The sequence below is a fragment of the Methylocystis sp. ATCC 49242 genome, assembly GCF_000188155.2.
In the GTDB taxonomy this organism is placed as follows: domain Bacteria; phylum Pseudomonadota; class Alphaproteobacteria; order Rhizobiales; family Beijerinckiaceae; genus Methylocystis.
In genome coordinates this window covers 2123395-2147689 of the sequence record NZ_KE124774.1, presented here as the reverse complement: position 1 = coordinate 2147689, position 24295 = coordinate 2123395, and the positions used below count along the sequence as shown (strand labels likewise).

General features: G+C 61.3%; 18 protein-coding genes, 1 tRNA gene and 5 pseudogenes. 12 read left to right on the top strand and 12 right to left on the bottom strand.

The annotated features are described in order from the left end of the window. Nucleotides 1–9 precede the first annotated feature (9 nt). The gene (tkt, locus tag MET49242_RS12540) at nucleotides 10–2004 is read left to right on the top strand and encodes a transketolase (protein WP_036283247.1); all 1995 of its coding nucleotides are present in this window, start codon (nucleotides 10–12) and stop codon (nucleotides 2002–2004) included. A gap of 18 nt (nucleotides 2005–2022) precedes the next feature. After that, nucleotides 2023–3105 carry a class II fructose-bisphosphate aldolase gene (gene fba / locus MET49242_RS12535; protein ID WP_036283246.1) on the top strand — a complete coding sequence of 361 codons (1083 nt, stop codon included), beginning with the start codon at nucleotides 2023–2025 and terminating at the stop codon, nucleotides 3103–3105. 62 nt (nucleotides 3106–3167) lie between these two features. On the opposite strand, the gene MET49242_RS12530 is transcribed toward fba, so the two are convergent. Then, nucleotides 3168–4730 carry a hypothetical protein gene (locus MET49242_RS12530; protein WP_158497299.1) on the bottom strand — a complete coding sequence of 521 codons (1563 nt, stop codon included), beginning with the start codon at nucleotides 4728–4730 and terminating at the stop codon, nucleotides 3168–3170. Between the two features lie 147 nt (nucleotides 4731–4877). On the opposite strand from MET49242_RS12530, the gene rpe reads away from it, so the two are divergent. Both rpe and MET49242_RS12520 read left to right on the top strand, forming a co-directional pair. Beyond that, the gene (rpe, locus tag MET49242_RS12525; RefSeq protein WP_036283242.1) at nucleotides 4878–5558 is read left to right on the top strand and encodes a ribulose-phosphate 3-epimerase; all 681 of its coding nucleotides are present in this window, start codon (nucleotides 4878–4880) and stop codon (nucleotides 5556–5558) included. A gap of 85 nt (nucleotides 5559–5643) precedes the next feature. Continuing rightward, nucleotides 5644–7137 (top strand): pyruvate kinase, encoded by a 1494-nt coding sequence (locus tag MET49242_RS12520; RefSeq protein WP_051134177.1) that lies wholly within the window; start codon nucleotides 5644–5646, stop codon nucleotides 7135–7137. A 119-nt stretch (nucleotides 7138–7256) separates the two neighbouring features. Here the strand turns inward: MET49242_RS12520 and MET49242_RS12515 are convergent, their stop codons facing one another. Continuing rightward, entirely contained in the window at nucleotides 7257–8681 is a 1425-nt protein-coding gene (locus tag MET49242_RS12515) for a hypothetical protein (protein ID WP_036283241.1), read from the bottom strand. A 669-nt stretch (nucleotides 8682–9350) separates the two neighbouring features. Between MET49242_RS12515 and MET49242_RS12510 the strand changes: the two genes are divergently transcribed. After that, nucleotides 9351–9425, top strand: a tRNA-Gln gene (locus MET49242_RS12510). Between the two features lie 217 nt (nucleotides 9426–9642). Here MET49242_RS12510 and MET49242_RS26175 read toward each other — a convergent pair. The 6 genes from MET49242_RS26175 to MET49242_RS25040 all read right to left on the bottom strand — a co-directional run bounded on the left by MET49242_RS26175 (nucleotide 9643) and on the right by MET49242_RS25040 (nucleotide 14423). Then, the gene (locus MET49242_RS26175; protein WP_084679060.1) at nucleotides 9643–10185 is read right to left on the bottom strand and encodes a hypothetical protein; all 543 of its coding nucleotides are present in this window, start codon (nucleotides 10183–10185) and stop codon (nucleotides 9643–9645) included. A gap of 131 nt (nucleotides 10186–10316) precedes the next feature. Continuing rightward, entirely contained in the window at nucleotides 10317–11378 is a 1062-nt protein-coding gene (locus tag MET49242_RS26170; RefSeq protein WP_084679058.1) for a recombinase family protein, read from the bottom strand. Beyond that, complete coding sequence (locus MET49242_RS12495) at nucleotides 11365–11850, bottom strand: DUF2924 domain-containing protein (RefSeq protein ID WP_036283239.1); 486 nt, start codon at nucleotides 11848–11850, stop codon at nucleotides 11365–11367. The genes MET49242_RS26170 and MET49242_RS12495 overlap by 14 nt, the downstream gene beginning before the upstream one ends. Before the next feature lies 1 nt (nucleotide 11851). Next, nucleotides 11852–12121: a DUF3489 domain-containing protein gene (locus MET49242_RS24285; RefSeq protein WP_244430806.1), complete on the bottom strand. Its 270-nt coding sequence runs from the start codon at nucleotides 12119–12121 to the stop codon at nucleotides 11852–11854. Between the two features lie 1077 nt (nucleotides 12122–13198). Further along, nucleotides 13199–14034 (bottom strand): IS5 family transposase gene (locus tag MET49242_RS24280; RefSeq protein WP_144259444.1). Its coding sequence is split into 2 segments (ribosomal slippage): nucleotides 13199–13650 and nucleotides 13650–14034, totalling 837 coding nucleotides; the frame shifts between segments, so codons are not numbered across the junction. 56 nt (nucleotides 14035–14090) lie between these two features. Continuing rightward, nucleotides 14091–14423: a hypothetical protein gene (locus tag MET49242_RS25040; protein WP_144259611.1), complete on the bottom strand. Its 333-nt coding sequence runs from the start codon at nucleotides 14421–14423 to the stop codon at nucleotides 14091–14093. 157 nt (nucleotides 14424–14580) lie between these two features. Here MET49242_RS25040 and MET49242_RS12470 point away from each other — a divergent pair. After that, a pseudogene (locus tag MET49242_RS12470) lies at nucleotides 14581–14772 on the top strand (transposase); the annotation flags it as partial. Nucleotides 14773–14927: 155 nt separating this feature from the next. Here the strand turns inward: MET49242_RS12470 and istB are convergent. Together istB and istA are read right to left on the bottom strand one after the other, a co-directional pair. Further along, nucleotides 14928–15771, bottom strand: a pseudogene (gene istB / locus MET49242_RS12465) (IS21-like element helper ATPase IstB). Next, nucleotides 15768–17307 (bottom strand): annotated as a pseudogene (istA, locus tag MET49242_RS12460) (IS21 family transposase). The pseudogenes istB and istA overlap by 4 nt, the downstream one beginning before the upstream one ends. 128 nt (nucleotides 17308–17435) lie before the next feature. On the opposite strand from istA, the pseudogene MET49242_RS12455 reads away from it, so the two are divergent. Continuing rightward, nucleotides 17436–18059, top strand: a pseudogene (locus tag MET49242_RS12455) (IS5 family transposase); the annotation flags it as partial. A 697-nt stretch (nucleotides 18060–18756) separates the two neighbouring features. Here MET49242_RS12455 and MET49242_RS12450 read toward each other — a convergent pair. Together MET49242_RS12450 and MET49242_RS25545 are read right to left on the bottom strand one after the other, a co-directional pair. After that, nucleotides 18757–21243 (bottom strand): DEAD/DEAH box helicase, encoded by a 2487-nt coding sequence (locus MET49242_RS12450; protein WP_036283233.1) that lies wholly within the window; start codon nucleotides 21241–21243, stop codon nucleotides 18757–18759. Nucleotides 21244–21450: 207 nt separating this feature from the next. After that, entirely contained in the window at nucleotides 21451–21609 is a 159-nt protein-coding gene (locus MET49242_RS25545) for a hypothetical protein (RefSeq protein ID WP_158497298.1), read from the bottom strand. A 183-nt stretch (nucleotides 21610–21792) separates the two neighbouring features. Between MET49242_RS25545 and MET49242_RS24275 the strand changes: the two genes are divergently transcribed. From MET49242_RS24275 to MET49242_RS12430, 5 genes and pseudogenes are all read left to right on the top strand, one after another. Then, on the top strand, nucleotides 21793–22224 hold the full coding sequence (locus tag MET49242_RS24275; protein ID WP_192815598.1) for a hypothetical protein: 432 nt from the start codon (nucleotides 21793–21795) through the stop codon (nucleotides 22222–22224). A gap of 12 nt (nucleotides 22225–22236) precedes the next feature. Beyond that, a complete protein-coding gene (locus tag MET49242_RS25870; protein WP_202804165.1) occupies nucleotides 22237–22677 on the top strand; it encodes a transposase in 441 nt (146 codons plus the stop codon). 12 nt (nucleotides 22678–22689) lie between these two features. Then, nucleotides 22690–22920 (top strand): annotated as a pseudogene (locus MET49242_RS26625) (integrase core domain-containing protein); the annotation flags it as partial. Between the two features lie 533 nt (nucleotides 22921–23453). Then, nucleotides 23454–23798, top strand: coding sequence for an STAS domain-containing protein (locus MET49242_RS12435; RefSeq protein WP_036283231.1), 345 nt, complete (start codon nucleotides 23454–23456; stop codon nucleotides 23796–23798). 10 nt (nucleotides 23799–23808) lie between these two features. Then, nucleotides 23809–24231: an ATP-binding protein gene (locus tag MET49242_RS12430; RefSeq protein ID WP_084679310.1), complete on the top strand. Its 423-nt coding sequence runs from the start codon at nucleotides 23809–23811 to the stop codon at nucleotides 24229–24231. Nucleotides 24232–24295: the final 64 nt, after the last annotated feature.

Genomic DNA, 24295 nt, shown 5'->3' with positions numbered 1-24295 from the left:
GAACCGACAATGTCCGAAGCACTCGATCCGCCCGCCGCAACAGAGACGCGCCGCTGCGCCAACGCCATTCGCGCGCTGGCCATGGACGCCGTGGAGAAGGCGAAATCCGGCCATCCCGGCATGCCGATGGGCATGGCGGACGTCGCGACCGTGCTGTTTCAGCGCTTCATGAAATTCGACGCCTCGCAGCCAGACTGGCCGGACCGCGACCGCTTCGTGCTCTCCGCCGGCCATGGCTCGATGCTGCTTTACGCCCTGCATTACCTCCTCGGCTATCCGGGGATGACGAAGGCCGATCTCGAAAACTTCCGCCAGTTCGGCGCGCCGACGGCAGGGCACCCGGAATATGGCCATGCGCCGGGCGTCGAGACGACGACCGGCCCGCTCGGCCAGGGACTCGCCACGGCGGTCGGCATGGCGATCGCCGAGCGGCTCGCAGCCGCGCGCTTCGGCGACGAACTCGTCGATCACCACACCTACGTCATCGCCGGCGACGGCTGTCTCATGGAAGGGCTGAGCCACGAGGCGATCGATCTCGCCGGACATCTGAAGCTCTCCAGGCTGATCGTCCTGTGGGACGACAATTCGATCTCCATCGACGGCCCAACGAGCCTCGCGACCTCCATGGATCAACTCGCGCGCTTCGCCGCCGCCGGCTGGTCCACGGCGCGAGTCGACGGCCACGATCCGGAAGCGGTGGCGCGGGCCATCGAGGCGGCCAGGGCTGATCCGCGCCCGTCCATGATCGCCTGCCGCACGCTCATCGGCTATGGCTCGCCCGGCAAGCAGGGCAAGGAGTCCAGCCACGGCGCGCCGCTCGGCGCGGGCGAGATCACCGCCGCGCGGGAAGCCCTCGAATGGCCGCATGTTCCCTTCGACGTGCCGGAGGAAGTGATGAGCCTCTGGCGGGCGGCCGGCGGCCGCGGCGCCTCTGCGCGCAAGGCCTGGGAGGCGCGGCGCGCCGCCTCCGCAAAGGGCGACGCCTTCGAAAGCTTCCTGAAGGGCGATGCAGCCGTCGAGGTCGCTGCGCCGCTCGCGGCCTTTCGTAGTTCGCTCGCCACGGAAAAGCCCAAGGTGGCCACCCGCAAGTCCTCCGAGATGACGCTCGGCGTCATCAATGACGCGACGCAGGCGACGATCGGCGGTTCGGCCGATCTGACCCACTCCAATTTCACCATCACCAAGGGGATGGGCGAGGTCGCGCCCGACGACTTCTCAGGCCGCTATATCCATTACGGCGTGCGCGAATTCGGCATGGCCGCGGCGATGAACGGCATTGCGCTGCATGGCGGCTTCGTCCCCTATGGCGGCACCTTCCTCGTCTTTTCGGACTATGCGCGCGGGGCGATCCGTCTGTCGGCGCTGATGGGCCTGCGGGTGATCTACGTTCTCACCCATGACTCCATCGGCCTCGGCGAGGATGGCCCGACGCATCAGCCGGTGGAGCATCTCGCGTCCCTGCGCGCCATGCCGAATCTCCATGTCTTCCGGCCCGCCGACGCCATCGAGACGGCGGAGTGCTGGGAGCTGGCGCTCGGCGCCCGTCACACGCCGTCGGTGCTGAGCCTGTCGCGCCAGAACCTGCCGACGCTCGATCGCCCGGTTGACGAGAATCTCTCGGCGAAGGGCGCCTATGTGCTGCGCGAGCCCGCGGGCGGCCGCGACGTGACGATTCTCGCCACGGGTTCGGAGGTCGAGATCGCGCTCGCCGGCGCCGACGCGCTGGCGGGGCAGGGCGTGAAGGCGGCTGTCGTCTCCATGCCCTGCTGGGAGCTTTTCGAGGCGCAGCCGGCGGACTATCGCGCCAGGGTGCTTGGAGCGGCCCCGCGCGTCGGCGTCGAGGCCGCCGTGCGGCTCGGCTGGGACCGCTGGCTCGGCGAGCGCAGCATGTTCATCGGCATGTCAGGCTTCGGGGCCAGCGCGCCGGCGGCCGAACTTTACAAACGTTTCGGCATCACCGCGGAGGCAGTCGCCGACGCGGCCATCACCCTACTTAAGGCTTGAGATTCAGCGGAGGCGACAATGGCTCTCATTACACTTCGGCAACTGCTCGACCACGCCGCCGAGCACGACTATGGCGTGCCCGCCTTCAACATCAACAACATGGAGCAGGGCCTCGCGGTTCTCGAGGCGGCCTCCTCCGTGGATGCGCCGGTCATCATCCAGGCCTCGCGCGGCGCGCGCAGCTACGCCAACGACATCATGCTCGCCAAGATGATCGAGGCGCTCATCACCATGTATCCCGACATTCCGATCGTGATGCATCAGGACCACGGCAACAGCGAATCGACCTGCGCCAGCGCGATCCGCTTCGGCTTTTCGTCGGTGATGATGGACGGCTCGCTCAAGGCCGATGGCAAGACGCCTGCGGATTATCAGTATAACGTCGACGTCACCCGCCGCGTCGTCGACCTCGCCCATTGGGTTGGCGCCTCGGTCGAGGGCGAACTCGGCGTGCTCGGCTCGCTGGAGACCGGCGAAGGCGAGAAGGAAGACGGGCACGGCGCCGAGGGCAAGCTCTCGCACGACCAGTTGCTGACCGATCCGGCGCAGGCCGAGGACTTCGTCGCCCGCACCAAGGTCGACGCGCTCGCCATCGCCATGGGCACCTCGCATGGCGCCTACAAGTTCACCCGCAAACCGGACGGCGCCATTCTCGCGATGCATGTCGTGGAGGAAATCCACCGTCGCCTGCCCAACACCCATCTCGTGATGCATGGCTCGTCCTCCGTGCCGCAGGAGTTGCAGGACGCCTTCAACGCGGCCGGCGGCGAGATGCCGCAGACCTGGGGCGTGCCGGTTTCGGAGATCCAGCACGGCATCAAATTCGGCGTGCGCAAGATCAACATCGACACCGACTGCCGCATCGCCATGACGGCGGCAATCCGCGCGACGCTGGGCAAGAACAAGGGCGAATTCGATCCGCGCAAATATCTGAAGCCCGCGCAGGAGGCGATGGTCAAGGTTTGCAGGCAGCGATACGAGGAATTCGGCACAGCCGGCCAGGCGTCGAAGATCAAGCCGATTCCCATGGCGGAAATGGCCAAGCGCTATGCGAGCGGGGCGCTCGACCCGCAATTCGCGAGCAAGAAGGCTGCGGAGTAAGGATCAGGAGAGGGCAGGCCCGGGCCTCGCGGTAATAATCCGGGAGGACCGGGCCTGCTCCTTTATTTGGAACGCGTGACGCGAACCCTGAAGGTCGAGCCAACGCGACTCAATACTTCGATCTTGATGCCGAGTGTTGAGGACAGATAGGTTTTTCCCACCGTATATTGCGCATTGTTGAGCGCGTAGTTCGGGTAGGGCCGGCCGCCGCTGTCGCAATAGGGCGCGCCGCGATAGTCCCCGGGAGTCGCGTCGATCGGCATCGCCCATCCGCTTTGGGTATTGAAGAAGCAGGCGTTGCCCGCGCCGACAGGGGTTCGGTTGGCTTTGAAATCATGGACGATCACGCCTTCGCCCGGCAGCCCCTTGTCGTAAGCAACCGTTTTTACCCGCGCCTCAACCGTCAGATATTGCGCCGTCGAGCCGTCGCACGCCCGATTGACCAGACAGATCTTGATCATCTTGGGGTTCGCGCCGAGCGGCGTCGAATCGGCTTCCAGCGTCACTGTCCGCGTCGATATGCTATTCACGACGACTTTGTTCGCGGCGGGAATCCAGGCCAATTTATCCTTGTAGGGCGCGATGTAACCGCCGCCGGGCTCAGAGCAATAGAGCGTATCCAGCGCTCCGCCGCTGTTGGCCGAGCGGTAGGTGCCGCAGGAAACCTGCTGCGCCCGAGAGCCCCGGCTCATCTCGTCCCATGGACTGTCATACGCATGATACCTCCAGCCCGAATGCGGCAGGCCGAGACTATGGCCCATTTCGTGGACATAAATGCTCGCGTCCTGGCCCCACGGCGGCTCCCATGTCACCCCGTAGAGTTTGCTTTGATACACGAAGCCGCCGCCCCAGGCGCAGCAATCGAGATCGTTGTTCACGACGAAGTTGATGTTGTCGTAGAGAGCGACGTTCACACCCTGCGCCCTGGCCAGCGCCATGGCGTCATTTGCGAGCTGAAACACGTCGGCGCAGGCGCTGCTCCAGCCACAATTCGCATAGCCGGATTTCGTTTTCGGCAAGGTCAGCCATTGCGTCGGGTTCAATCCGCCGACCCCGGCGATATCCGCGCGCCATTTGAGATTGTTCCATGACGTCGCAGTGAAGAAACCGTTGATTGTCGCCGGTATCTTCAAGGTTGTATTGGGCGTCAGCGGGTTTGTCAGCGCTGAGTAAAACGTCGGGGTATGGGGGGTCTGTGTGTCGCCCTTGTATTTGAGCAGGATAAAGAGAACGCGTTTGGTCGTCGGGACGGCGGCCGCCGCGCGGGGCGCGGCATCGGCGTCCAGAACGGAGATCTTGTCGACAGCGATCGGCGCGGCGCCCGCCTTTTGGGGCGCTGCCCGACCCACGTCATGGCCTTCGATCCGCACGCGCTTGCCAAAGGCGCGAATGGCGGCGAGCTGGTCGACGGACGCCACGCTCAACGGAACGTTGGAGCCGTCCGCCATCGTAAGATTGAAGCGTATGGCGCCGCCCGGAAGACCCGGGCGCGGATCCGCCCAGAGGACGGAAAGGCGCCCCTCGAGAGTTCGGGCGGCGCTTTGCGCGCGCGCCGCGCCGGTGACCAGCATCGCCGCCGCCATGAACAGGGCGCATGACGCGATGGAAAAACGACGTCTCAGCATTTTCAAAAGGTTCCCCTCCCGTAAACAGCCTGTAGCTTGTCCGCATGCCCCCGCTACAGTCAATCTGAACAGAATCCGTGTCATTCTTATGGTTGATGGATTCATCATCGCCAGATAACAATCCTGCCGATCGACGCCCGAGTCCCCATGTCCGACATCCTCATCGCCCCTTCCATCCTTTCCGCCGACTTCGCGAAGCTCGGAGAAGAAACGCGCGCGATGGAGGCCGCGGGGGCGGACTGGATCCACCTCGACGTGATGGACGGACATTTCGTGCCCAACATCACCTTTGGGCCCGCCGTCGTCGCGGCGCTGCGTCCGCATACGACCCTGTCGCTCGACGTGCATCTGATGATCTCGCCGATCGACCCCTATATCGGCGCCTTCGCCGACGCCGGCGCCGACATCATCACGGTGCATGCCGAAGGGGGGCCGCATCTGCACCGATCGCTGCAGGCGATACGCGCGCGCGGGAAGAAGGCGGGAGTGTCGCTCAATCCGGCGACGCATGAAAGCGCGCTGCAATATGTGCTGGACGAGATCGACCTCGTGCTGGTGATGAGCGTCAACCCCGGCTTCGGCGGTCAGAGCTTCATTCCGTCCCAGCTCGAAAAAATCCGCGCCATTCGCGAGATGATCGGCCGGCGTCCGATCCGCCTCGAAGTCGACGGAGGCGTGACGCCGCAGACGGCGACTGCGATCGTCGAGGCCGGCGCCGACGCGCTCGTCGCGGGTTCCGCGGCGTTCCGTGGCGGCCCTTCGGCCTACGCCGGCAACATCGCCGCATTGCGTCAGGCGGCGGCGAACGCCGGAGCGGTGAGCATTTAGCCGCAGGGTTTCCCCGCACGCTGTAACAGCCTTGTCATGTTGCTGGGAAAGACCGGGCGGCGAACGACCGCGAGGCGACAGCGACATGTGTGAAGACGTAACCATCGACAGCGAATCGATCGAATTGCGCAGCCTCCTCGACGAGACTGCGGCGTTGCGCGAGTCGGTGACGCGGGAAGGCGCTGCGCTGCTGCGTGAATGGGGCGTCGACCCCAGGACTCTGCGTCCCGAAGACGCCGCGATCAATCTGGCCCATTATGTCGCGCTGCGCCGACATGATCTCAGTGCCCTGCAATTGCGGCTTTCCGCCTTCGGCCTCTCGTCCCTGGGCCGCAGCGAGGCAAAGGTCGCGGCGGCGCTCGATGCGCTGCTTGCCACTCTGCGCCGTCTATGCGGCGAGACAAACGCCCATTATCCGTCCCGCGCCGAGATGCAGGCGGGGGATGACGCGCTCGCCGCCGCCTGCGCAAGGATCTTCGGAGCCGACGCCACGCCGCGCCGGACGCGCGTGATGGCGACGCTGCCGAGCGACGCCGCGACGGACCCCGGCCTTGTCGCGCGGCTGATCGAGGCTGGCATGGATTGCGCGCGGATCAATTGCGCGCATGACGATGCCGACGCGTGGCTGAAAATGATCGAGAACATTCGCGCAGCGGAGCGCGGCCGCAACCTCCCGTGCCGGATCATGATGGACATCGCAGGCCCGAAACTGCGCGTCGAAGGGGTGCGCGCGCCCGAGAAATACCGGCTGGTTCCCGGCGAACGTCTGCAACTGCTGTCGGGTTTCGACAATGGCCGCAAAGGCGACGTCGCGGTGACGCTGAACGCGCCTTCGGTGATCGATCAACTCGTCGTGGGCGACGAGGTCTGTATCGACGATGGCAAGGCGGGCGGACATGTCGTCGAGAAATCCGACGGCCGCGCCGATGTCGAAATTCTCTTCGCACGCGCCAAGGGCGTGCGCCTGAAGCCCGGCAAGGGCGTAAATCTGCCGACAACCGAACTCAACCTTTCGCCGCTGACGCGCAAGGATTTCGCCGATCTCGATATTGTCGCCCGCCATGCGGACCTCGTCGGCTTCTCATTCGTTCAACGGCCGGCGGACATCGAATTGCTGCAGGATCATCTCGCCGCCCGGCGCGGCGACGCGCCCCCGCAGACGCTGGTTCTCAAGATCGAGACGCCGCTCGCCGTGCGCAATCTGCCGCGACTGATGCTCCATTCCGCGCGGCAGCATCCGACGGCGGTGATGGTGGCGCGCGGCGACCTCGCCGTCGAACTGGGTTTCGCGCGGCTCTCGGAAGTTCAGGAAGAAATCCTCTGGCTGTGCGAGGCGGCGCACATTCCCGTGATCTGGGCCACGCAGGTGCTGGATCAATTCGTCAAGGAGGGAGTCGCGAGCCGCCCGGAAACGACGGACGCCGCCATGTCGCAGCGGGCGGATTGCGTGATGCTGAACAAGGGGCCGTTTCTTGTCGGGGGCGTCGCTTTCCTGCGCGACGTTCTTGCGCGCATGTCGCGCCATCAGGTGAAAAAATTCTCGCGCTATGCGGAACTCCGCGCATGGAGCCGGAATTAGCGCGGCCCAGTGAATTCGCGCACGCGCTGACCGCGGCTATGTCCCGATATTGCGGACGCATTTTCTCGGACGCAGGGGCCCGCTCAAGCGGACCCCTGAAGTGTTGTGAATTCAGACCGTCACGGCGCCAGATTGAAAATCCGGGTGCGCCAGTTCACGCCATTGACAGGCGGGTTGAGAATTCCAGAAAACTGGTTCGTGCCCCAGACTTGGCCACGGCCGGCCAATGTCGGCCGCGGATCGGGCGTCGCGCCGGAGTAATCGCCCCAGCGGCACACGCTGCTGGCGGTTGTGCAAGTGAAATCGCGGTAAGGGCCGACGCCATTTCGCACCAGCAGGAAGGTCAAGGCTGCGCCGTTGACGCTGGAGCCTGCCACGATGCGCGGACTGACGTTGGCCGCCCTGCTCGAAACATTGTATTCGATAACGAAATTATTCCCGAAGGTCCGCGTCGCGCCATCGACTCTCCGGTCTGGCGAAATCGCCGCATTGAAATAGAAAACATTCGGCGAGGCGATGTTCGCCTGCCGCTGGACGACCGGCGTCGCGGGAACCGGGTTGATTTCGTACCAACGCACCGCAGAGCCTGTCGATCCATTGGCGATCGTATGCTGGGTCCAGAAGGAGAAGGTCCTGAGCCGCGGGTCGATCGCCTGCACGGCCTGTGTCGGACGCGCGTCCAGCGTGTCGAGCGTCGGCGCTACGACGCCGCCCGGAAAGTTCGGCTGCGTGGCGTTCGGGGGGGACGCATAGGCGGCGACTGTCGCTCCTCTCGGGCCGCCGAAAATCGGGAAGCCGGTCGAGGAATTGCGCGCCACGCTATAGAACCAAAGCCTGTTCGAGGGCAGGCTCAAATTTCGCGCGACGACATAGCCCGTGGCGGCGGTGTCGATCTGATTGGCGGGAACCGGCGTAAAAACCTGGGAACCGGAGGAATTCAACAGATTCAACTTCCTGCCGACCTTGAATGTGCTGGCTGCCGGGCAGGTCGTGCCCGTTACTGGCTTGCTGATCCCGATGAGGTCCGACGCAATGAAGTTATCGGTCACGAGATCGAAGCTGTTGACCCCTATGATCAGGAAGAACTGGCTGTCGCCGAGCTTGGGATAGTCCGGAAAACGCCTGCCGAACCTGATCTGATAATGGCACCAGTCCGTTGTCACGTTGAGAGGGCTGCCAGTTCTGCTGAAGCCGAAAGAGAGCCGCGAGTCCGACAACGGCGAATGGATCGACGCCATCGTGTAATAGAAGCGATTTGTCGTCGGATCCCAGATGATCTGCGGATCGAAGCTGTTGACCGTCGAGGCGACGCCCGCCAGCTGGTTCAGGGTTCCGGAGCTGATCAGCGCCCCGGTTGTGCGGTTGAAAATGCCCGCCCTGCGATTGACGAGTTGGACGAATCTGGTTGTGCCGATTGCGCCCGTCGTGTCCGGCGGGGAGCCCGTATTGTCCGTCAACCCGGCAAAATTGAGTCCGCCGACGACGGACGGATTCGCGGGTCCCGTCAACGCATTGCCGACCGTCGCCCGGGCCGTTTCGTCCAAAGAAGCCCGTCCCGCCGTTCCCTCGGCAGCGCTGCGGGCCCTGTCCGCGGCCCCTTTCGCCTCCAGGTCGGCCTTTATTAGACCCACTTGCAACTTGCTCGCACGCTCCGCTGCGCGACCGACAGCCGCTGTGCCGGACTCCGAGGAATCGGCCGCCTGAACCTGCAGTCGTTCTCCGGCTCGGGAGGACGGCCCTTCCTCAGCCGACGCCAATGTCGGCGCCAACAAAAGGCTCAGTCCGAGACAGGCGGCGCCGGAGCGGGCCCTTGCCTGCCGATGTCGCTTTGCGGTTGAGAACGATTTCAAGATCCCCGCCATTGCTTGACCCCCTATGCTTCAAACTGGCCGCGCGGTCTGAAATGGATTGACGAAAAGCACCCCACGGCGCCCATGCAAATATGTCATGTCGGACAAGAGCATATACATCCATCGAAAATTGAACGAATTTATTTCGGGTTCTGACAGAAAACGTAAGCGTTGCTTTTAGCCGTGATGGATTATTTGATCTTTAGTTTAGCGTTGCTTTTTGAGATCGACAGTCTTGCCGCCGCGCGCGATCCGCATGACCGCTGTGCCCGAGGCGTCTCCTGCCCGTCCCCCGCGGCAGACGCAATTCCAGGGAACGCGGGTTGCGGAGACGCTCAGCCGGCATTAAGGAGAGCGGCGCACTGGGGCGTCGCCAAGTGGTAAGGCAGCGGATTTTGATTCCGCCATACGGAGGTTCGAATCCTCCCGCCCCAGCCAGCTGACCTATTGAGTTTGCACGCATTTATAATTTTCGGGCGCGGTCGAAACCTCCCGACAACTCCGCCGGTTACAGAGCCGGCGTCGCAACATTGGCTCCCCAGAGACGAAAATCAGGGACTTCCGGCGCGCCAGGGGGCGGAAAGTCTCTCGGGCCGGTTTTCGGACCGTCAGATGTCGAGCGGCGATGCCCGGTCGAAGTGTAGCTGCAGAGCCTTCAGGCGGGCGAAAATCCCAAAACCCGACTTTGCTCGCGCCAGTCGTGCGGCAGATTTTTCGATAATTCGATCAGGCGCGTCGGGGTCAGCTCGACGGAATGTCGACCGGCCAGGATCGCCCGAACGATCTCGGGCGAGAGGCAGGAAAGGCGCAAGAGGACGGAAAGATAATCTCGCCTCAGGCTGAGTCGCGAGGCCATTGAGTCGACGCTGTCCTCCCGGCCCGAAAGAAACCTGCAGCGCGTCGCCATCGCGCGACCAAGGAGCGACACGAGCCCGTGATCGATCCGGTCGGCGGAGCCGCCGCCAATGACCAGACGCACGCCCTTGCCGGCGCGGCGCAGCTTTGCGGCGATTGTCAGCGTCAAGGGCGCATCGTCTGGGGTGGCGTCCGGCGCGATTTCCGGCGCGGTGCTGGACGTTGCGATCGAAAGGATTGCGGGTCGATTGACGCTCACGACGATGCGATCGCCTCCCGCCTCCACGCGCTGGACGACCGTGCGCACGATTTCCCGCAGTTCGAGCGAGGCAGCTTCGAGCACTCGGCCGCGAGCTCCGCCAATCGGCCGAGCGCTGCCTTTTGGCGCGCCGCGTAAAGGCAAAATGGCGCGAGAGCGTCGCTTGCCACGAGCTCAGACTGAAAAAGCGCGCGAATCCGGTCCAGCACCAGCGCCTAGATGTCGCCCGCGGGGATGCGTTGCCCGGCGCGGTGGGCCGACCGACGGCCTTTGATCAGAGTGCTGGAAACGTAATAGCGATAGCGCTTTCCCTTCTTGACGGCGTGGCTGGGAGACAGGCGATTATTGTCGGCGTCGAAGATCAGCCCTGTCAGCAGGCTCGGCTCGTCGGCGCCAATTCCCAGTGAGCGCGCCCGCCGGTTAGCGGCGAGCCTGTCCTGCACAACTTGCCAGAGTTCTTCATCGACGATCGCTTCGTGTTGGCCGGGATAGACGTTGCCTCGATGCGCGACCTCGCCCCGGTAGAGCCGGTTTTGTAGCATCAGATAAAGCGGGCCTCGCATGAAAGCGTTGCCGCCCGAGAGGCGCACGCCGCCGACGCCCGAGCGGACTTTGCTCACGACGCCCTTTGCATCGAGTTCCGCTTTCAGCAACCCGAGCGAGCCAAGCTCGGCGTAGCGCTTGAAGATCATGCGAACGGTCGACGCCTCCGACGCGTTCACAATCAGCTTGCGGTCCCTGACGTCGTAGCCCAGCGGCACGGTTCCGCCCATCCACATGCCTTTGGCCTTCGACGCGGCGATCTTGTCGCGAATGCGTTCGCCGGCGATCTCGCGTTCGAACTGAGCGAAGGAAAGCAGCATATTGAGCGTCAGCCGACCCATCGAGGTCGTCGTGCTGAACTGCTGCGTCACCGAGACGAAAGAGGCGTTATGAGCGTCGAGCACATCGACGATCTTGGCGAAATCGGCGAGGGAGCGGGTGAGCCGGTCGACCTTGTAAACGACGATGATCTGGACCTTGCGGGCTTTGACGTCGGCCAGCAGGCGCTGCAAGGCGGGCCGCTCTATCGTGCCGCCGGAGTGGCCGGCGTCGCCATACATGTCCGGCAGCGCCTTCCAGCTGGCGTGACGCTGACTGACGACATAGGCCTCGCAGGCCTCGCGCTGCGCGTCGAGGGAGTTTAACTTCTGCTCGAGTCCTTCTTCGGAAGATTTGCGTGTGTAGATGGCGCAACGGACGATGGCGCTGGACGCGGGTCGATCAGTCTTTCGCACCAGCAGGCTCCGCTTTGGCCGGCGGCCGACTGGACGATTTTCTCAAGCCGAAGAATCGCGGTCCCGACCAGTGCGCGCCCGTGATCTCTTCAGCGACCGTCGACAGTGACGCGTAGCGCTCGCCTCGCCATTTGAAGCCATTGTCGAGGACGAGCACGCCATGCGTGACGCCGCGCCACTCCCGGACGAGCCTTGATCCGGCTTTCAGGGTAATGGGCGGAACGGCCTTTTGCTGGAGGACTGCGTCCTCAGCGGCGCTGAGGGGCGCCAGTTTACGTAAGGTGGAGGGGGAGAGGCCGCCAAGCCGCCTCTCCTGGATCTTGTAGGTTATCCCGCGCATCAACAGATCGCGCGACACCCGCTTGGGCGGCGCCATGCGATGAAGCCGTCGCCATTCGCCCTTCAGCTCGAAAAGCGTCAAGGCTTCGAGCTGAACGAGCTCCGCCGCGATATCGATCGGCGACTTGTCCATCTCAGCGACCACGCCGCGCCTTGATGTGGTAACGCCGGACATCGCCGGCCGCTATCGAACTGGTCAGCACGAAGCCGAGCCTTTTCTTCACCGTGCCTGCCAGGAAGCCGCGCACGCTGTGCTGTCGCCAGTTCGTCGCCTGCATCATTTCCGCGATGCTGGCGCCCTCGGGCCGGCTCAGCAGCGTGAGCACTCGTTCCCGCTTGGTGACGCGCTGGTCATGTTGCGATCCGGTCAGCTTCGGATCTTCGGCGGCGGCCGCCGGTCTCACTTGTCGTGGCGCTTTCGGCTTTGCGCCGGTCGCGCCTCGGGCTGCTGCCTTGCGTTTGGATTCTGTGGCGGGGTTGATAGCGGCTGTCGATGACATTGTCTCGGGCTCCGTTGGTTTGCGGCGCCAGGATCGACGCTCGCACTGCCCAATGCCCCGCAATCCGCGAGGCGAGCCCTGTCCTCGGCGGCTCTGGCTCTGCCTCCTGATGTCGACAGCAATGCGTACTATGCCGAGGAAGTCCACTCGATTTTGAGACCCAAAATCCGCGATGAGATTTTGGGTGCCACGGTCGCACTCTCGCGCCGTTCAGCGGATTGGAGCCGTCAAATCTCGCGCGTTCCTCGGCGGACTTCATCACCATTATGCCCGGATGTAATTTTTGGCACACACAGCCCTTCTTAATTCACATCGTGCACCAACCAGCGTCGCTTCATCCACTCCCCCAATTTTTCGATGACCCGAGGGTTCTCGTATGTCATGTGCGCCATCGGAGGCATTGGGCTCGGATACTCCGCAGCTGTGGGAGCGTTAAAAAGGTGAGCTCCCCAAGAGCCTATTGGAGTCGCGTCTACCGTTACATCCAGAAAAAACGCAGTCGGCATCAAATCCCAGTCCAGTCCGACCGGTATCATTAGTAACAACAGAATTGCAGTCGCTAGCAAAACGCAAAGATTGGCAATAAATCGGACCACGATCGTCGTATCCCATACACCCCACAGAGGGAGCATAATTAGTATAACTGTTGGGATTAATATAATCCCAATTATGCCTGATATGCATTCGATTAAAACATGCAATGGTTGATTCGGAGACGTGGCAATATCAAAGCCTTGCTTAGCTAACATTACACATCCAGCCAATGCAATACTGAGCACCCATTTATGGGGACGCAATTCACCAATAAGATGTTCGTGCCGCGCGCTTAAGACCTGTGGATAAAGCGAGATTCTCACAATCATCTGCGCAAGAAATTGGAAGACATCGAGAAAACCGGACGCTTCATCAGCTGGAGAACGAACAATTAAAACCCGATCCGGCGTCGGCAGCAGCGGCGTAAGAGTCCGTCCCAGAAGTTAGTCAACAATTGCAGAGCTTTCGTAGCATGAGCCGAATCGACGCGAAACGCAGGAACACGAGCGCTGTGATATTGAGGTTTTCCCAATCCTTGGCCAGTCTTCTACAGCGGTTTAGCCAGGCGATTGATCTTTCGACGATCCAGCGCATGGGCAATTTCACGAAGCCCTTCGCCTGATCGGATCGTTTTATAATCTCGATTTTGAGACACGGTAGGATTTTGCCCGTTGCGTCGGCGAAGATCGGTCCCTGATAGGCGCTGTCAGCCAACAGCTTTTCAAGAAAGGGAAACCGCCCATGCAACGTCGAAAGCAGCAAGACGCCGCCGTCTCGGTCCTGAATGTCGGCGCCGTGAACGACGGCGCCCATCAACAAACCTTGCGTATCGACGAGTACGTGGCGTTTCTTGCCTTTGATCTTTTTGCCGGCGTCATAGCCATGCGGATCAATGCGCGCCCCCCTTTTTCCGCGCTCTTCACGCTCTGACTATCGATGATCGCCGCGGTGGGGCTCGCCTCTCGTTCCGCTCGTTCGCGACACATGACGTAGAGCGCGTCGTGCATGCGATCCAGAACGCCGCACCAGGCCCAATCGCAAAAATAACGATACACTGTGCTCTTCGGGGGAAAATCCTTGGGAATGTACCGCCATTGGCATCCCGTGCTCAGCACATACATGATGGCGTTGAACACCGCCCGCATGTCCACTTCACGCTTGCGCCCGCCACGCTTGGCCGGAGGAATAAGCGGCGCCACATGCCCCCACTCCTCGTCCGTCACATCACTCGGATAACGTAACCTGTCGCGATTGTATTTCGCCCGGTTTGCCTTCGTCCACATCGACGGCCTCCTACGAATCAGACCGCCTCCCATCCATCACAACAGATTCATTCGATTCAACATCTTTCAGGACGGACACTAAGCTCCTGCTGTAGTTTGTCAGAAAATATGCGCACCCTTCCAAGACTCCAAAGTGTCAATAAACCAATGGCGAGTCTTATAATCATAATGCTGAGTGCCGCTCCGATTTTCTCAGGCAATTCCAATCCAAAACGCAAAAGTAACATACCCACTGGGTTGAACATTGCCACAACGAGAACCGGGAGAAGAACGGTCGTAAAAATTACTGCCATGCGATATCCTCCCCAATCTCTTTCCCTTACCAATATGAAGGGTGTCGCCAGACAAACAACGCCGGCGATCTTTTCTCTTAAATTTGCATCATTCATTGCGCATAGCGCAACATTGCCGCCATGACTGTGAGCAACAACAAAATGTTTGGCCTTGGGCCAGCTATTAAAGTTTCTTGCGAGATAATCATGGAGTTCGTTTGCCGCCTTAGAGGGTGTTATGTACTTTGGTGATTGATTGTCTTAGTAGAATCGGATGTCTCCGATTCGCAAACCTTATCCGTCTGACGTCAGCGACGAAGAATGGTCGCTGGTTGCGCCTTATCTGACGCTCATGGACGAAGGCGCGCCGCAGCGTCAACATTCGCTGCGCGAGCTGTTCAACGGCCTGCGTTACGTGCTGCGCTACGGCATCGCCTGGCGCGCCATGCCCAACGATCTGCCGCCATTGTCAATGGCGGGGACAAAATGTGCATGAAGGCGGGGTAAAAGTGTACCGGTCTGGTTTCGAGAAAAGGGCCGCACGGCCCTTGTAGTTTAGTTGTCGCGGGCGTTGAGGCGCGCGGAGCGTAGCGCAGCGCGGTTCAACGCGCGCGACGGCGATCAGTTCGTCGTGTCGGCGCCTCCTTTGTCGATTGCGGGCGCGTCGGGGAGATCGCGGTTTCGCCGTTGCGCTTTCTTTGCGGTCGCCAGCCGATAGCTCTCGCCGTTCATTTCCAGAATGTGGACATGATGGGTGAGCCGGTCGAGCAATGCGCCGGTGAGACGCTCGGAGCCAAACACCGACGTCCATTCATCAAAGGGCAGATTGCTGGTCACCAGCGTCGCACCGCGTTCATAGCGCTGGCTGAAGACCTCGAAGAGCAGCTCTGAGCCGACCGCCGTGAACGGCACATAGCCCAGTTCGTCGACGATCAGCAGTTTGACGGTGTTGAGATGCTTTTGCAGCGCGCGCAGGCGGCGCTCGTCGCGCGCCTCCATCAGTTCGTGCACAAGAGCCGCGGCGGTCGTGAACGCGACGCTGAACCCCTTCTGACAGGCGGCGAGCCCCAGGGCGAGCGCGACGTGGGTCTTCCCCGTTCCGCTTGGCCCAAGGGCGATGCAGTTCTGTCGCTTCTCGATCCATTCGCACCGCGCCAGCTCCAGCACGAGCTGGCTTGTTGAGTGAAGGCTGGGCGGTAAAGTCAAATGTGTCGAGGCTTTTGACCTGCGTAAAGCGCGCCAGCCGGATGCGGCGCTCGACATTGCGCCGCTCGCGATCAATGCGCTCCAGTTCGCACAGGCGTAGCAGATAGCGCGGGTAATCGGCGCGGTCCTGCGCCGACTCCAGCGCCACCTTCTCATATTCGCGCGCGAAGGTGGGAAGCTTCAGCGCCTTGAGATGATTACCCAGCAGCACCTGCGGCGCGACGATCGTCTGCGAACCTGGCTCATGCGAGATGGTCATGCCGGCCCCCCCGCGTTCGAGTCCATGACGCCCGCGATGACGCTCGCGCCGGCGACGAGCCCGAGATAGGCGCGCGGATCCGTCGCGCCGACCGTAGCCGCCGGCAGGTAGGGGTAGAATGTCAGATCGAGCCGCGCGGGCCGGTTCTCCAGCCTGGCCAGCAGCAGCATCTTCACTGCGTCAAAGCTGATCGCGCCAAGACGCAGCGCCTCCGCGACCGCCTGTTCGACCTGATGCTGATGAAAGTCCTCCATCAGCCGCAGCACCTGGATGAACTCGCGGCGCCCGCTATTCCCCATTGCGCGCCTCCATCAGCCGCCGCAGACGATGCACGCAGTCGGCAAGCCGCCAGTCGTCGAGCGGCGCGGCCTGATCGAGCGCGCGGCTCTTGTGTTCGAGCAGGGCGAGATAATGCAGCGGGTTGTAGATGAACTCGGCCTTGCCGTAGCTGCGCGCATGCACGGCGATGGTCTCCCCGCCGCAGACAATCTCGACCCGATCGACATAGCCCTTGGCCAGCGCCTCCCGATGGCCGAAGCGCGTCGGGACCGAGTAATCGTTGTTGCGGTAGCGCACCAGCGCCATCGACGACACGCGCGTCGCGACCTTGTGACAGGCGTCATAGGGAGCCGGCGGCGCCGGCAGGAATGCCGCCATATCCGCCTGCATGCGTTCGCCGATCGGCGTCGACTGGCCGCGCAGGATCGCCCGCCGTCGTTTCGTGCAGGCGTCCAGGAACCTCGCGTTCAGCGCCTCGAAACTCTCCGCCACGGGCAGTGGCGTCATGAAGTTGCGCCGGACATAGCCGACAAGCCCCTCGACCTTGCCCTTGTCATTCCCCTTGCCGGGCCGGCCAAAGCGATCAGCAAAAAGGTAATGGCTCTGGAGTTCCGCAAACATTTGCGAACGCAGACGCTCTCCACCCTTCACGATCCTGGCGACCGCGAGACGCGTATTGTCGTAAAGAATGGACTGGGGGACGCCGCCAAAGAAGGCGAAGGCCGCGACATGGCCGTCGCAGAAGGCTTCCGCCGTCTCCGCCGGATAGGCCTTGACGAAGCAGCCGTCCGAATGCGGCAGGTCCATGCAAAAATAATGAAAGCGGACCTTCCTGCCGGCGATATAGGCGTCCGCCTCGCCAAAATCCGCCTGCGCATTCCCCGGTCGATGGCTGAGTGGAATAAACATCTCGCGCGACCGCAACTGCGCCTGCGCGACATATTCCCGGACGATCGTGTAACCGCCGGAAAACCCTTCTTCGTCCCGCAGCCGTTCGAATATCCGCTGTGCCGTATGACGCTGCTTGGCGTGAACAAGCCGATCATCCGCCAGGACCTTGTCGATCCAGGCCATATACGGCCCCAGCTTCTTCGAGATCGGCCGCTCCCGACGCCGATACCCCGGCGGAACCGAATATTGAAGCATCTTCGTGATCGTATTGCGGTGCACGCCGAAGCGCCTGGCCGCTTCCCGCCGGCTCAGCCCTTCCGCCATCACCGCGCGTCTCACCCGGGCATAGAGTTCCACTGTGAACATCCTTTCGGCCTCTCCATGCCAGTCGATGACATCGAGTTCGGCCTATCAGGACCGGTACACTTTTGCGCCGCCGTCAAAGCAGCCCCCAAAGCCGGTTCAGTGGTACACTTTGCCGCCGCTGTTCATAGCCATGGTTCGCCGTGTATCAGCAATCGCAGCGCTGGCTGTCGGCGGGCGTGTTCGAGGCGCTTGCGCAGGATCTGCGCGCCCAGTTGCGCGTCGCTTCCGGGCGGGCGGCGGAGCCGACGGCGGCGATCATCGACAGCCGCACCTTGCGCTCGACCCCTGAGAGCGGCCCACGAGCGGGCTATGACGGCGCGAAGCGAAAGCGCGGCTCGAAGCTGCACATGGCAGTCGACACATTGGGCCATTTGCTGGCGTTGCATGTCACGCCGGCGAATGTCGATGACCGCGCCGAGGTCGGCAAGCTCATCGCAGCCGTGCAGGATGTGACAGGCGAAAGCGTCGAACTCGTTTATGTCGATCAGGGCTACACCGGCGAAAAGGCGTCCGAGGCGGCGAAGGCGCAAGGCGCCGAACTGTGCGTCGTCAAACTCGCCGAGGCCAAAAAAGGCTTCGTGTTGCTGCCCAAGCGCTGGGTGGTCGAGCGTTCATTCGCCTGGGCGACGCGATGCAGGCGGCTCGTCAAAGACTACGAGCGCTATGCTCAGACCCTCGCAGGACTCCACGTCGTCGCCTTCGCATGTCTCATGCTCAAGTGCGCAGCAGATTTCATGATCCAAGGTGCATAACACCCTCTAGAACGCGCTTTATGCCTATTCTTACCCGACCACCTAAAGCGCCGAAAGATCGTGCTTGGCCCCAAATGCTCAGGGGCTTTCAACGATTTGCATAATGTCGACTCCTCAGTTGTCCAGGGAGCATCCCCCGACGGGCAGAACATACCTCGCCCCCAAGTCCCGTGAACGAGCGTAACGACCGCCCCATCGAAGGTGGCCCCATCAGCTTCCCTCTCATCGATTTCGTCATGATTCGACTGCGCGCGATTGCATTTGTCCAAAGCGACTACAAGCGCGAGAAAAAAGATTGGAAATAGTATCGCGCACCATATGTCCAAGCTAATGCCAGTGTTTTCCCGCATCATATACAAATCTTTGATAAGGAAGTAATTTCAAAATGAGTCGGTCATTTAAGTCCGCCCTACAGTTCTGCTGGGATTTTCTGGATAACGTCCATGTTCAAACACAAGCATGCCTTCATTTGCTAGGCTTTCGCGGCAATCCGACGCAATTTCTATTCGCCGCTTTTTGGTTCGAAATGCTTTGCGGAAGCCGGCAACCGGCTGGACAAACGCGAGCACGTTCCTCGCCGCCCATGACCCTCGCGCATCGCAAGTCGTTACCATCGCCCATGCCGAACCTACAACGCCAGACAGAAGGGCGGCCGATTCTATAAATTCAGGACAGTCCCTTCAGCCAACGCGGTCCTTCATGCAACCTTGCCCCGCAAACTGTCCGCGAGCGCCGAAAGCGCATTGGCAAGTTGTCTCGCGGTTTCTGGCGGCGGGAGCGGCATCTTGAGGGTTTGCCCGCCGGAGGCTGGATCCCGCTCAATCCATGGATGCGCCGGAGCGCTGGGATCGTTGGCGGCCGCCAGAGCGGCAATAAACTGCGCGCCGACCTGCACCAAGGCTTGCCACGGATCGGAATCCGCATCACGCGGCGATGTTCCAGCCCCATCAGCCTGCGCGACCAACATCTTCCCAGCGCTAATATTCATATCCGCATTAACATCTTCTCCGGCCCCGGGGCCTTCGGCGATATTCTTCACTTCTTCAGCCGGCGTCACAGCCTCGCCCTCACTCATACGTCCGGTGACGTTTTCTACGTCCTTCATGAAGCGGTTGAGACGCGAACCGCCGAGCGAAATCTCGCCCGTGCCGCCATCGAGAATTCCTGCCGATAAGGAGCGTTTGAACGCCAGCACCGAAAGCATACCCTCCTCAATGGTGCCCTTTGCCACGAAATTGATGACCCGCACGGGCCGTATCTGGCCCATGCGATGAATGCGGGCGATGCGCTGTTCAAGGATTGCCGGGTTCCACGGCAAGTCCATGTTCACCAGGGTTGAAGCATGCTGCAGATTGAGGCCCGTGCTGCCCGCATCGGTGGACAGGAACACGCGGCAGGCGGGATCGTCGCGAAACCGCTCAACCAGTTCCGGCCGCTTGTCTGATGGCACGCCGCCGTGGAAACTGACATAGCCGAGCTTACGCATTTCGAGGCGGCGGATGATAATATCGTGGGTCCGCGTCCATTGCGAAAACACCACCGCCTTGGCCTCGGGCTCGGCGAACAAGTCCTCGAACAGCGCCGCCAATTCGTCAGCCTTGACGCCGTGATCGGTTTGCTGGTCCAGAAGATACGTGCTGTTGCACGACATGCGCATGTTCTGCAGCGCACAGGTTAGCCGCCGCTGATCCTTGTCGGCCAAGAATCCGGTCTTCCGCCAGCGGTTGACGATCCTCGCCACCACGTCGGCGTTTTCCTGATGATAGAGCATTTGCATCTCGGTCATCGGCACCAGCAAATTTTGGTCGGTCCGGCTGGGCAACTGCTTCAGCACCTCGGATTTGCGCCGGCGGATCATGATCGGCGCTAGCGTCTGGCCGATCTTCTCGAGCCCGGTATAACCGGTGACGCGCCCGGCTTCGTCCCTGACCTGATGCTCATGCAGCAGCTTCCAGGTTGGTCCAAGCCGATGCTGATCGACAAACTGGACAATTGAAATCAGCTCTTCCAGCTTGTTTTCCAATGGCGTCCCCGTAAGCACGATCGCGTATGGGCTATCGACCCGTTTCAAAGCGCGCGCCGCAATGGTGTTCCAGTTTTTCACCCTTTGTGCTTCATCGACGATCACCAGTTCGGGGCCCCAGGCGGCGATCAGATCGAGATCCGGACTGAGCTTCTCGTAGTTTGTGATTTTGCAGAAATCATCCAGGGCATAGTCCTTCTGCCGCTGCGCCCGACCGCCGCTGATGACGCGCGCCGCATTTTCGCCTTGTCGACCCGAGAATCGCATGATCTCGCTTTGCCACTGGTATTTGAGCGAGGTCGGGCAGACCACCAACACTTTTGAGACGCCAAAATGTCTTGCCAGTATTTCTGTCGCGGCGATCGCCTGTATCGTCTTGCCCAGGCCCATATCGTCGCCGATCAGCGCCCGGCCAGCTCGTACCACGAACAGCGCGCCCTCCGCCTGATAGGGATAGAGCGGCGCCTTCAGTAGCGCCCGCAGCTTCGGGTCGGCGGCGCCGCGCGGGAACAACTGCGCGAGCTTCGCGACTCGCCGGTCGGCATCCCGCCGGCCGGCGACGAAATCGAGAGCGTCGTCGTAGGCGCGCAACTCATGACCGGACTGAGACGCCATGGCCATGAAATGCTCCAGTCCGCCAAGGCGCTCGTCGGGCAGCATCCCGTCGTGTTCGGCGTCGAACAAACCGGCTGCGGCCTTCCTCAATGCAGGCGGGCAATCCGTTCCAGCCCTAAAATGCACGCTCCGTTTACCGTCATTGCGCAGATACAGTTCGGAAAATGCGGGCTGGTAGCCCCGCGCAAACGCCGTCTTGGCGCCGCGTTTTTTCTCCAGCTGCGCGAGCGTAAATTCGATGTGCTTGCATGTGCCCAACTCGCTGGTGGAATAATCCGGGCATGAACAGAAATTGCCACCTGGCCCCAAGCCACGAATCGCCACGCGATAACTGGATTTCGAAACAGGATTACTGACCCGAAAGTCAGAGAAAAAAGGTTCGCTGCTCAGATTTTCAAGCGCGAAGACCTGCTCGCGGCCGAACTGGCGGCGCAAGCCACGTTGCCAGTCCAACGGCGAAAGATCTGCGGGCGCGTGGGTGCGCGAGAGTTTAGGCTCCTTGTTCGGCTTGGTCGCAGAGTTCAAGTTTTGCCGCTTGGATTTCATCGAAGCTTCCGTTCCGAATTTTATCGCGAGACTCTACACCGGCATCCCATGGTTTTGCCCTCAGGAGCTATCGGGGAAACTGGGTGGATGATGACGGCGTGGGGAACGCGGCTTAACGGGTGGGCTTGACGGGGTTGGCGTCCAGACCTGCCCGAACCTCCCGAAGGAGCGCAAAACCACGACCGATAATAAAGTTGTCGCTTTCCGTCATAAAGACGAAATCGACGATCCGAGCACTGAAATCCTGCGCTCTAGGGCGAGGAGGCCGATCGAGCAGGCGGTGGAGGCCGAATTCGCGGCCTTGCCGGGCTTGCACCCGATCGCAATTTGCTGGACGGCCACCAGCGCGTTGTTCGGCACGGCCATGATCCCGCACACAGGCGCGGGATCGCGGGGTGGCGATTGCCGAGGAGCGCATCCGCTATTCGTCGTCGATCCTGCCGAAATGGGCGCGCCGCACGAAAAGCCTCGACGGTCGAGCGTTTGGCGGACAAAGAAACAAGGGGACACTTTGTTGCCGAGGTTGAATTTTTGGGCAGGGACTTACGCTTGGCCGCAGCAGCAAAAAACTCATCAATTTTTTCAGTGTGTTATGATCTGTGCCTACCGCAAATTCAATCCGACTGGAATGCGACTAAAAGTTGGGGCATGCTTCGTCTCATGGCGGATGCGTTCAAGCGAATGTGGTGGACGATCCTCGACCTGTTCCGATCCAGAGCGTCACTGGAGACGGAGATCGTCGCGCTGCGCCAGCAACTCAACGTCCTGCGCAGAAAATCGGCGAGGCGACTGGCGTTCAGCATCGTCGATCGTCTGATTTTTGCTGGGCTCTATCAGGCTGCGCCACGGCTTACTGACGCTTTGGCGATCGTAACGCCCGAGACGGTTATTCGTTGGCGTCGCGCCGGCTTTGGTTTGTTCTGGCGGAGGAAGTCGCAACCTCGCAGCGGCAGGCCAAAAGTGGCGCTGGAATTCCGGTAACTGATCCGCGACATGAGCCTGGCCAATCCCCTGTGGGGAGCGCCGCGGATCTATGGAGAATTGCTGAGGCTCGGCGTCGATATTGGCCAAACCTCGGTGGCTAAGTACATGGCGAAGCGTAGGAAACCGCCATCGCAAGGCTGGAAGACCTTTCTCCGCAACCACGCCGACGGCATTGCGTCGATGGACCTGTTCGTGGTCCCGACAGTCTCCTTCAAGTTACTGTATGGCCTACTGATTTTACGACACGGCCGACGGCGGCTGCTATGGCTCGGCGTGACGCCGCATCCGACCGCCGAGTGGATTGCCCGGCAACTCACTGAGGCCTGCGGCTGGGATCCCGCGCCGAGATATCTCATTCGCGACCGCGACGGCGCCTATGGCGAGATCTTCAAACGCCGCGTTCGCGCCATGGGCATTCGTGACCGTCCAACCGCGCCGCGCTCGCCCTAGCAGAAGGGCTGTGCGGAACGGCTGATTGGCTCGATCCGACGAGAGTGTCTTGATCATGTCGTCGTATTCGGCGAGCGGCATCTGCGCCACGTGCTTCTTTCTTACATGGCCTATTACAATGATGCGCGGACTCACCTCTCATTGAACAAAGACGCACCCATGCCGCGCGCCATTCAGGCCGTCGGACGCATTGTTCCCAAACCAATTCTCGGCGGACTACGCCACCGATATGTCCGGATTTAATTTCCGACAAGGACATGGTCTTTTTTGAACGTCAGACAGTAACGGTCGAGAAACGTCCAAAATGTCGCGCAACTGCGCCTCACGCCGTGCTCGGCAAGCAGCCGATCCAGGAGTTCGCTGATCGTCGAGTCCGGCGTCGCCTCGGTCATTCCCGGCAGATAATCCCGATATGGATCGAGGTTCGAGCGTCGAGGCTGTCGCTGTTTGCCCGCCGTCCGCTCCCGGTCTCTCGCGCCTGCCGCACCCAGACAATCGCCGTGGCGTCGACAATCCCAAGCCTTGCCGCCGCATGGCGAGCCGGGACGCCAGCCAACGCGGCGTTAATCACGCGACCATGCAAATCCTAGCTGTAAGCGCGTCATATCCGCCTCCATCGCTGTCGCAATGAAGGAACCATGTTCTCGCCGATTCGGGAATCCAGAACAGAAACGGAAAACACCGAACCCGTTTTAAGCGAGTTCACATATTCAATTGCCGCCCTACCTATGACGCGTCGGGCAGCGTGATCAATTTTTCGAAGCGGGATCTGAACAATGAAACTCGTGACGGAAATGCAGGGAGGACGGACTGTCCTCAGCGTACAGGAGGATCGACTCGACGCGCATAATTCCAGCGAGTTGAAAGAACGCATCCTCAAAATTCTCGAAGCCGGCGTGCACAATCTCATCATCGATCTCGGTCAGGTCCAGTTTATCGACAGTTCGGGTCTGGGAGCGCTTCTGTCCGGATACAAAAACGCCAGTCTGCGTTCGAGCGCCTTTGCGCTGGTTGGCCTACAACCGCGTGTCAGGTCGATGTTCGAACTCACCCGCCTGCATCGCGTGTTCGACATCTACCCGGATCTTCAGGATGCAATAGCAGACCAGGGCGTGGGCTAGAGTGATCGAAATGTCCGAGATCGTGAACCTCGAGATCGTCGTCCCCAACCAGACCCGCTATCTACGACTGGTTGGCAGTATCGCCGAGCAGGTGGCAAAGCAATTGGAGGTGGCGAACTGCGATCGTGACGATCTCGCCTATCATCTCAACCTCGTTCTTACCGAGGCAATGGCGAATGCAATTCAATATGGAGTCGACAAGGGCGGAAAGGACACTGTCAGAATATCGCTGTCAGTCGAGAATAAGGATTTGTGGGTTCGTGTTTATGACCACGGACAGGGATTCGATCTCTCGGCCGTGCCGACGACCGCGGTCGATCATCTCGACGAGCGCGGCAGGGGTATCTTTTTCATTCGCTCGCTGATGGATTCCGTCGAGTATCACAAGACGGATTCGGGAAATGTCCTCGAAATGCGCAAATGTCTTGCCTGACCGTAGCGGCGACGAGGCGACGAACTCAGGGCGAATTCGAGGCGGCAGATGGCGTCACAATAGT

Bases quoted from the DNA above. Each gene is read 5' to 3' on its own strand.
- tkt (WP_036283247.1), top strand. From the start codon at position 10: ATGTCCGAAGCACTCGATCCGCCCGCCGCAACAGAGACGCGCCGCTGC.
- fba (WP_036283246.1), top strand. From the start codon at position 2,023: ATGGCTCTCATTACACTTCGGCAACTGCTCGACCACGCCGCCGAGCAC.
- MET49242_RS12530 (WP_158497299.1), bottom strand. From the start codon at position 4,730: ATGCTGAGACGTCGTTTTTCCATCGCGTCATGCGCCCTGTTCATGGCG.
- rpe (WP_036283242.1), top strand. From the start codon at position 4,878: ATGTCCGACATCCTCATCGCCCCTTCCATCCTTTCCGCCGACTTCGCG.
- MET49242_RS12520 (WP_051134177.1), top strand. From the start codon at position 5,644: ATGTGTGAAGACGTAACCATCGACAGCGAATCGATCGAATTGCGCAGC.
- MET49242_RS12495 (WP_036283239.1), bottom strand. From the start codon at position 11,850: ATGGACAAGTCGCCGATCGATATCGCGGCGGAGCTCGTTCAGCTCGAA.
- MET49242_RS25040 (WP_144259611.1), bottom strand. From the start codon at position 14,423: ATGAATGATGCAAATTTAAGAGAAAAGATCGCCGGCGTTGTTTGTCTG.
- MET49242_RS12450 (WP_036283233.1), bottom strand. From the start codon at position 21,243: ATGAAATCCAAGCGGCAAAACTTGAACTCTGCGACCAAGCCGAACAAG.
- MET49242_RS25545 (WP_158497298.1), bottom strand. From the start codon at position 21,609: ATGGCCGTGCCGAACAACGCGCTGGTGGCCGTCCAGCAAATTGCGATC.
- MET49242_RS25870 (WP_202804165.1), top strand. From the start codon at position 22,237: ATGAGCCTGGCCAATCCCCTGTGGGGAGCGCCGCGGATCTATGGAGAA.
- MET49242_RS12435 (WP_036283231.1), top strand. From the start codon at position 23,454: ATGAAACTCGTGACGGAAATGCAGGGAGGACGGACTGTCCTCAGCGTA.
- MET49242_RS12430 (WP_084679310.1), top strand. From the start codon at position 23,809: ATGTCCGAGATCGTGAACCTCGAGATCGTCGTCCCCAACCAGACCCGC.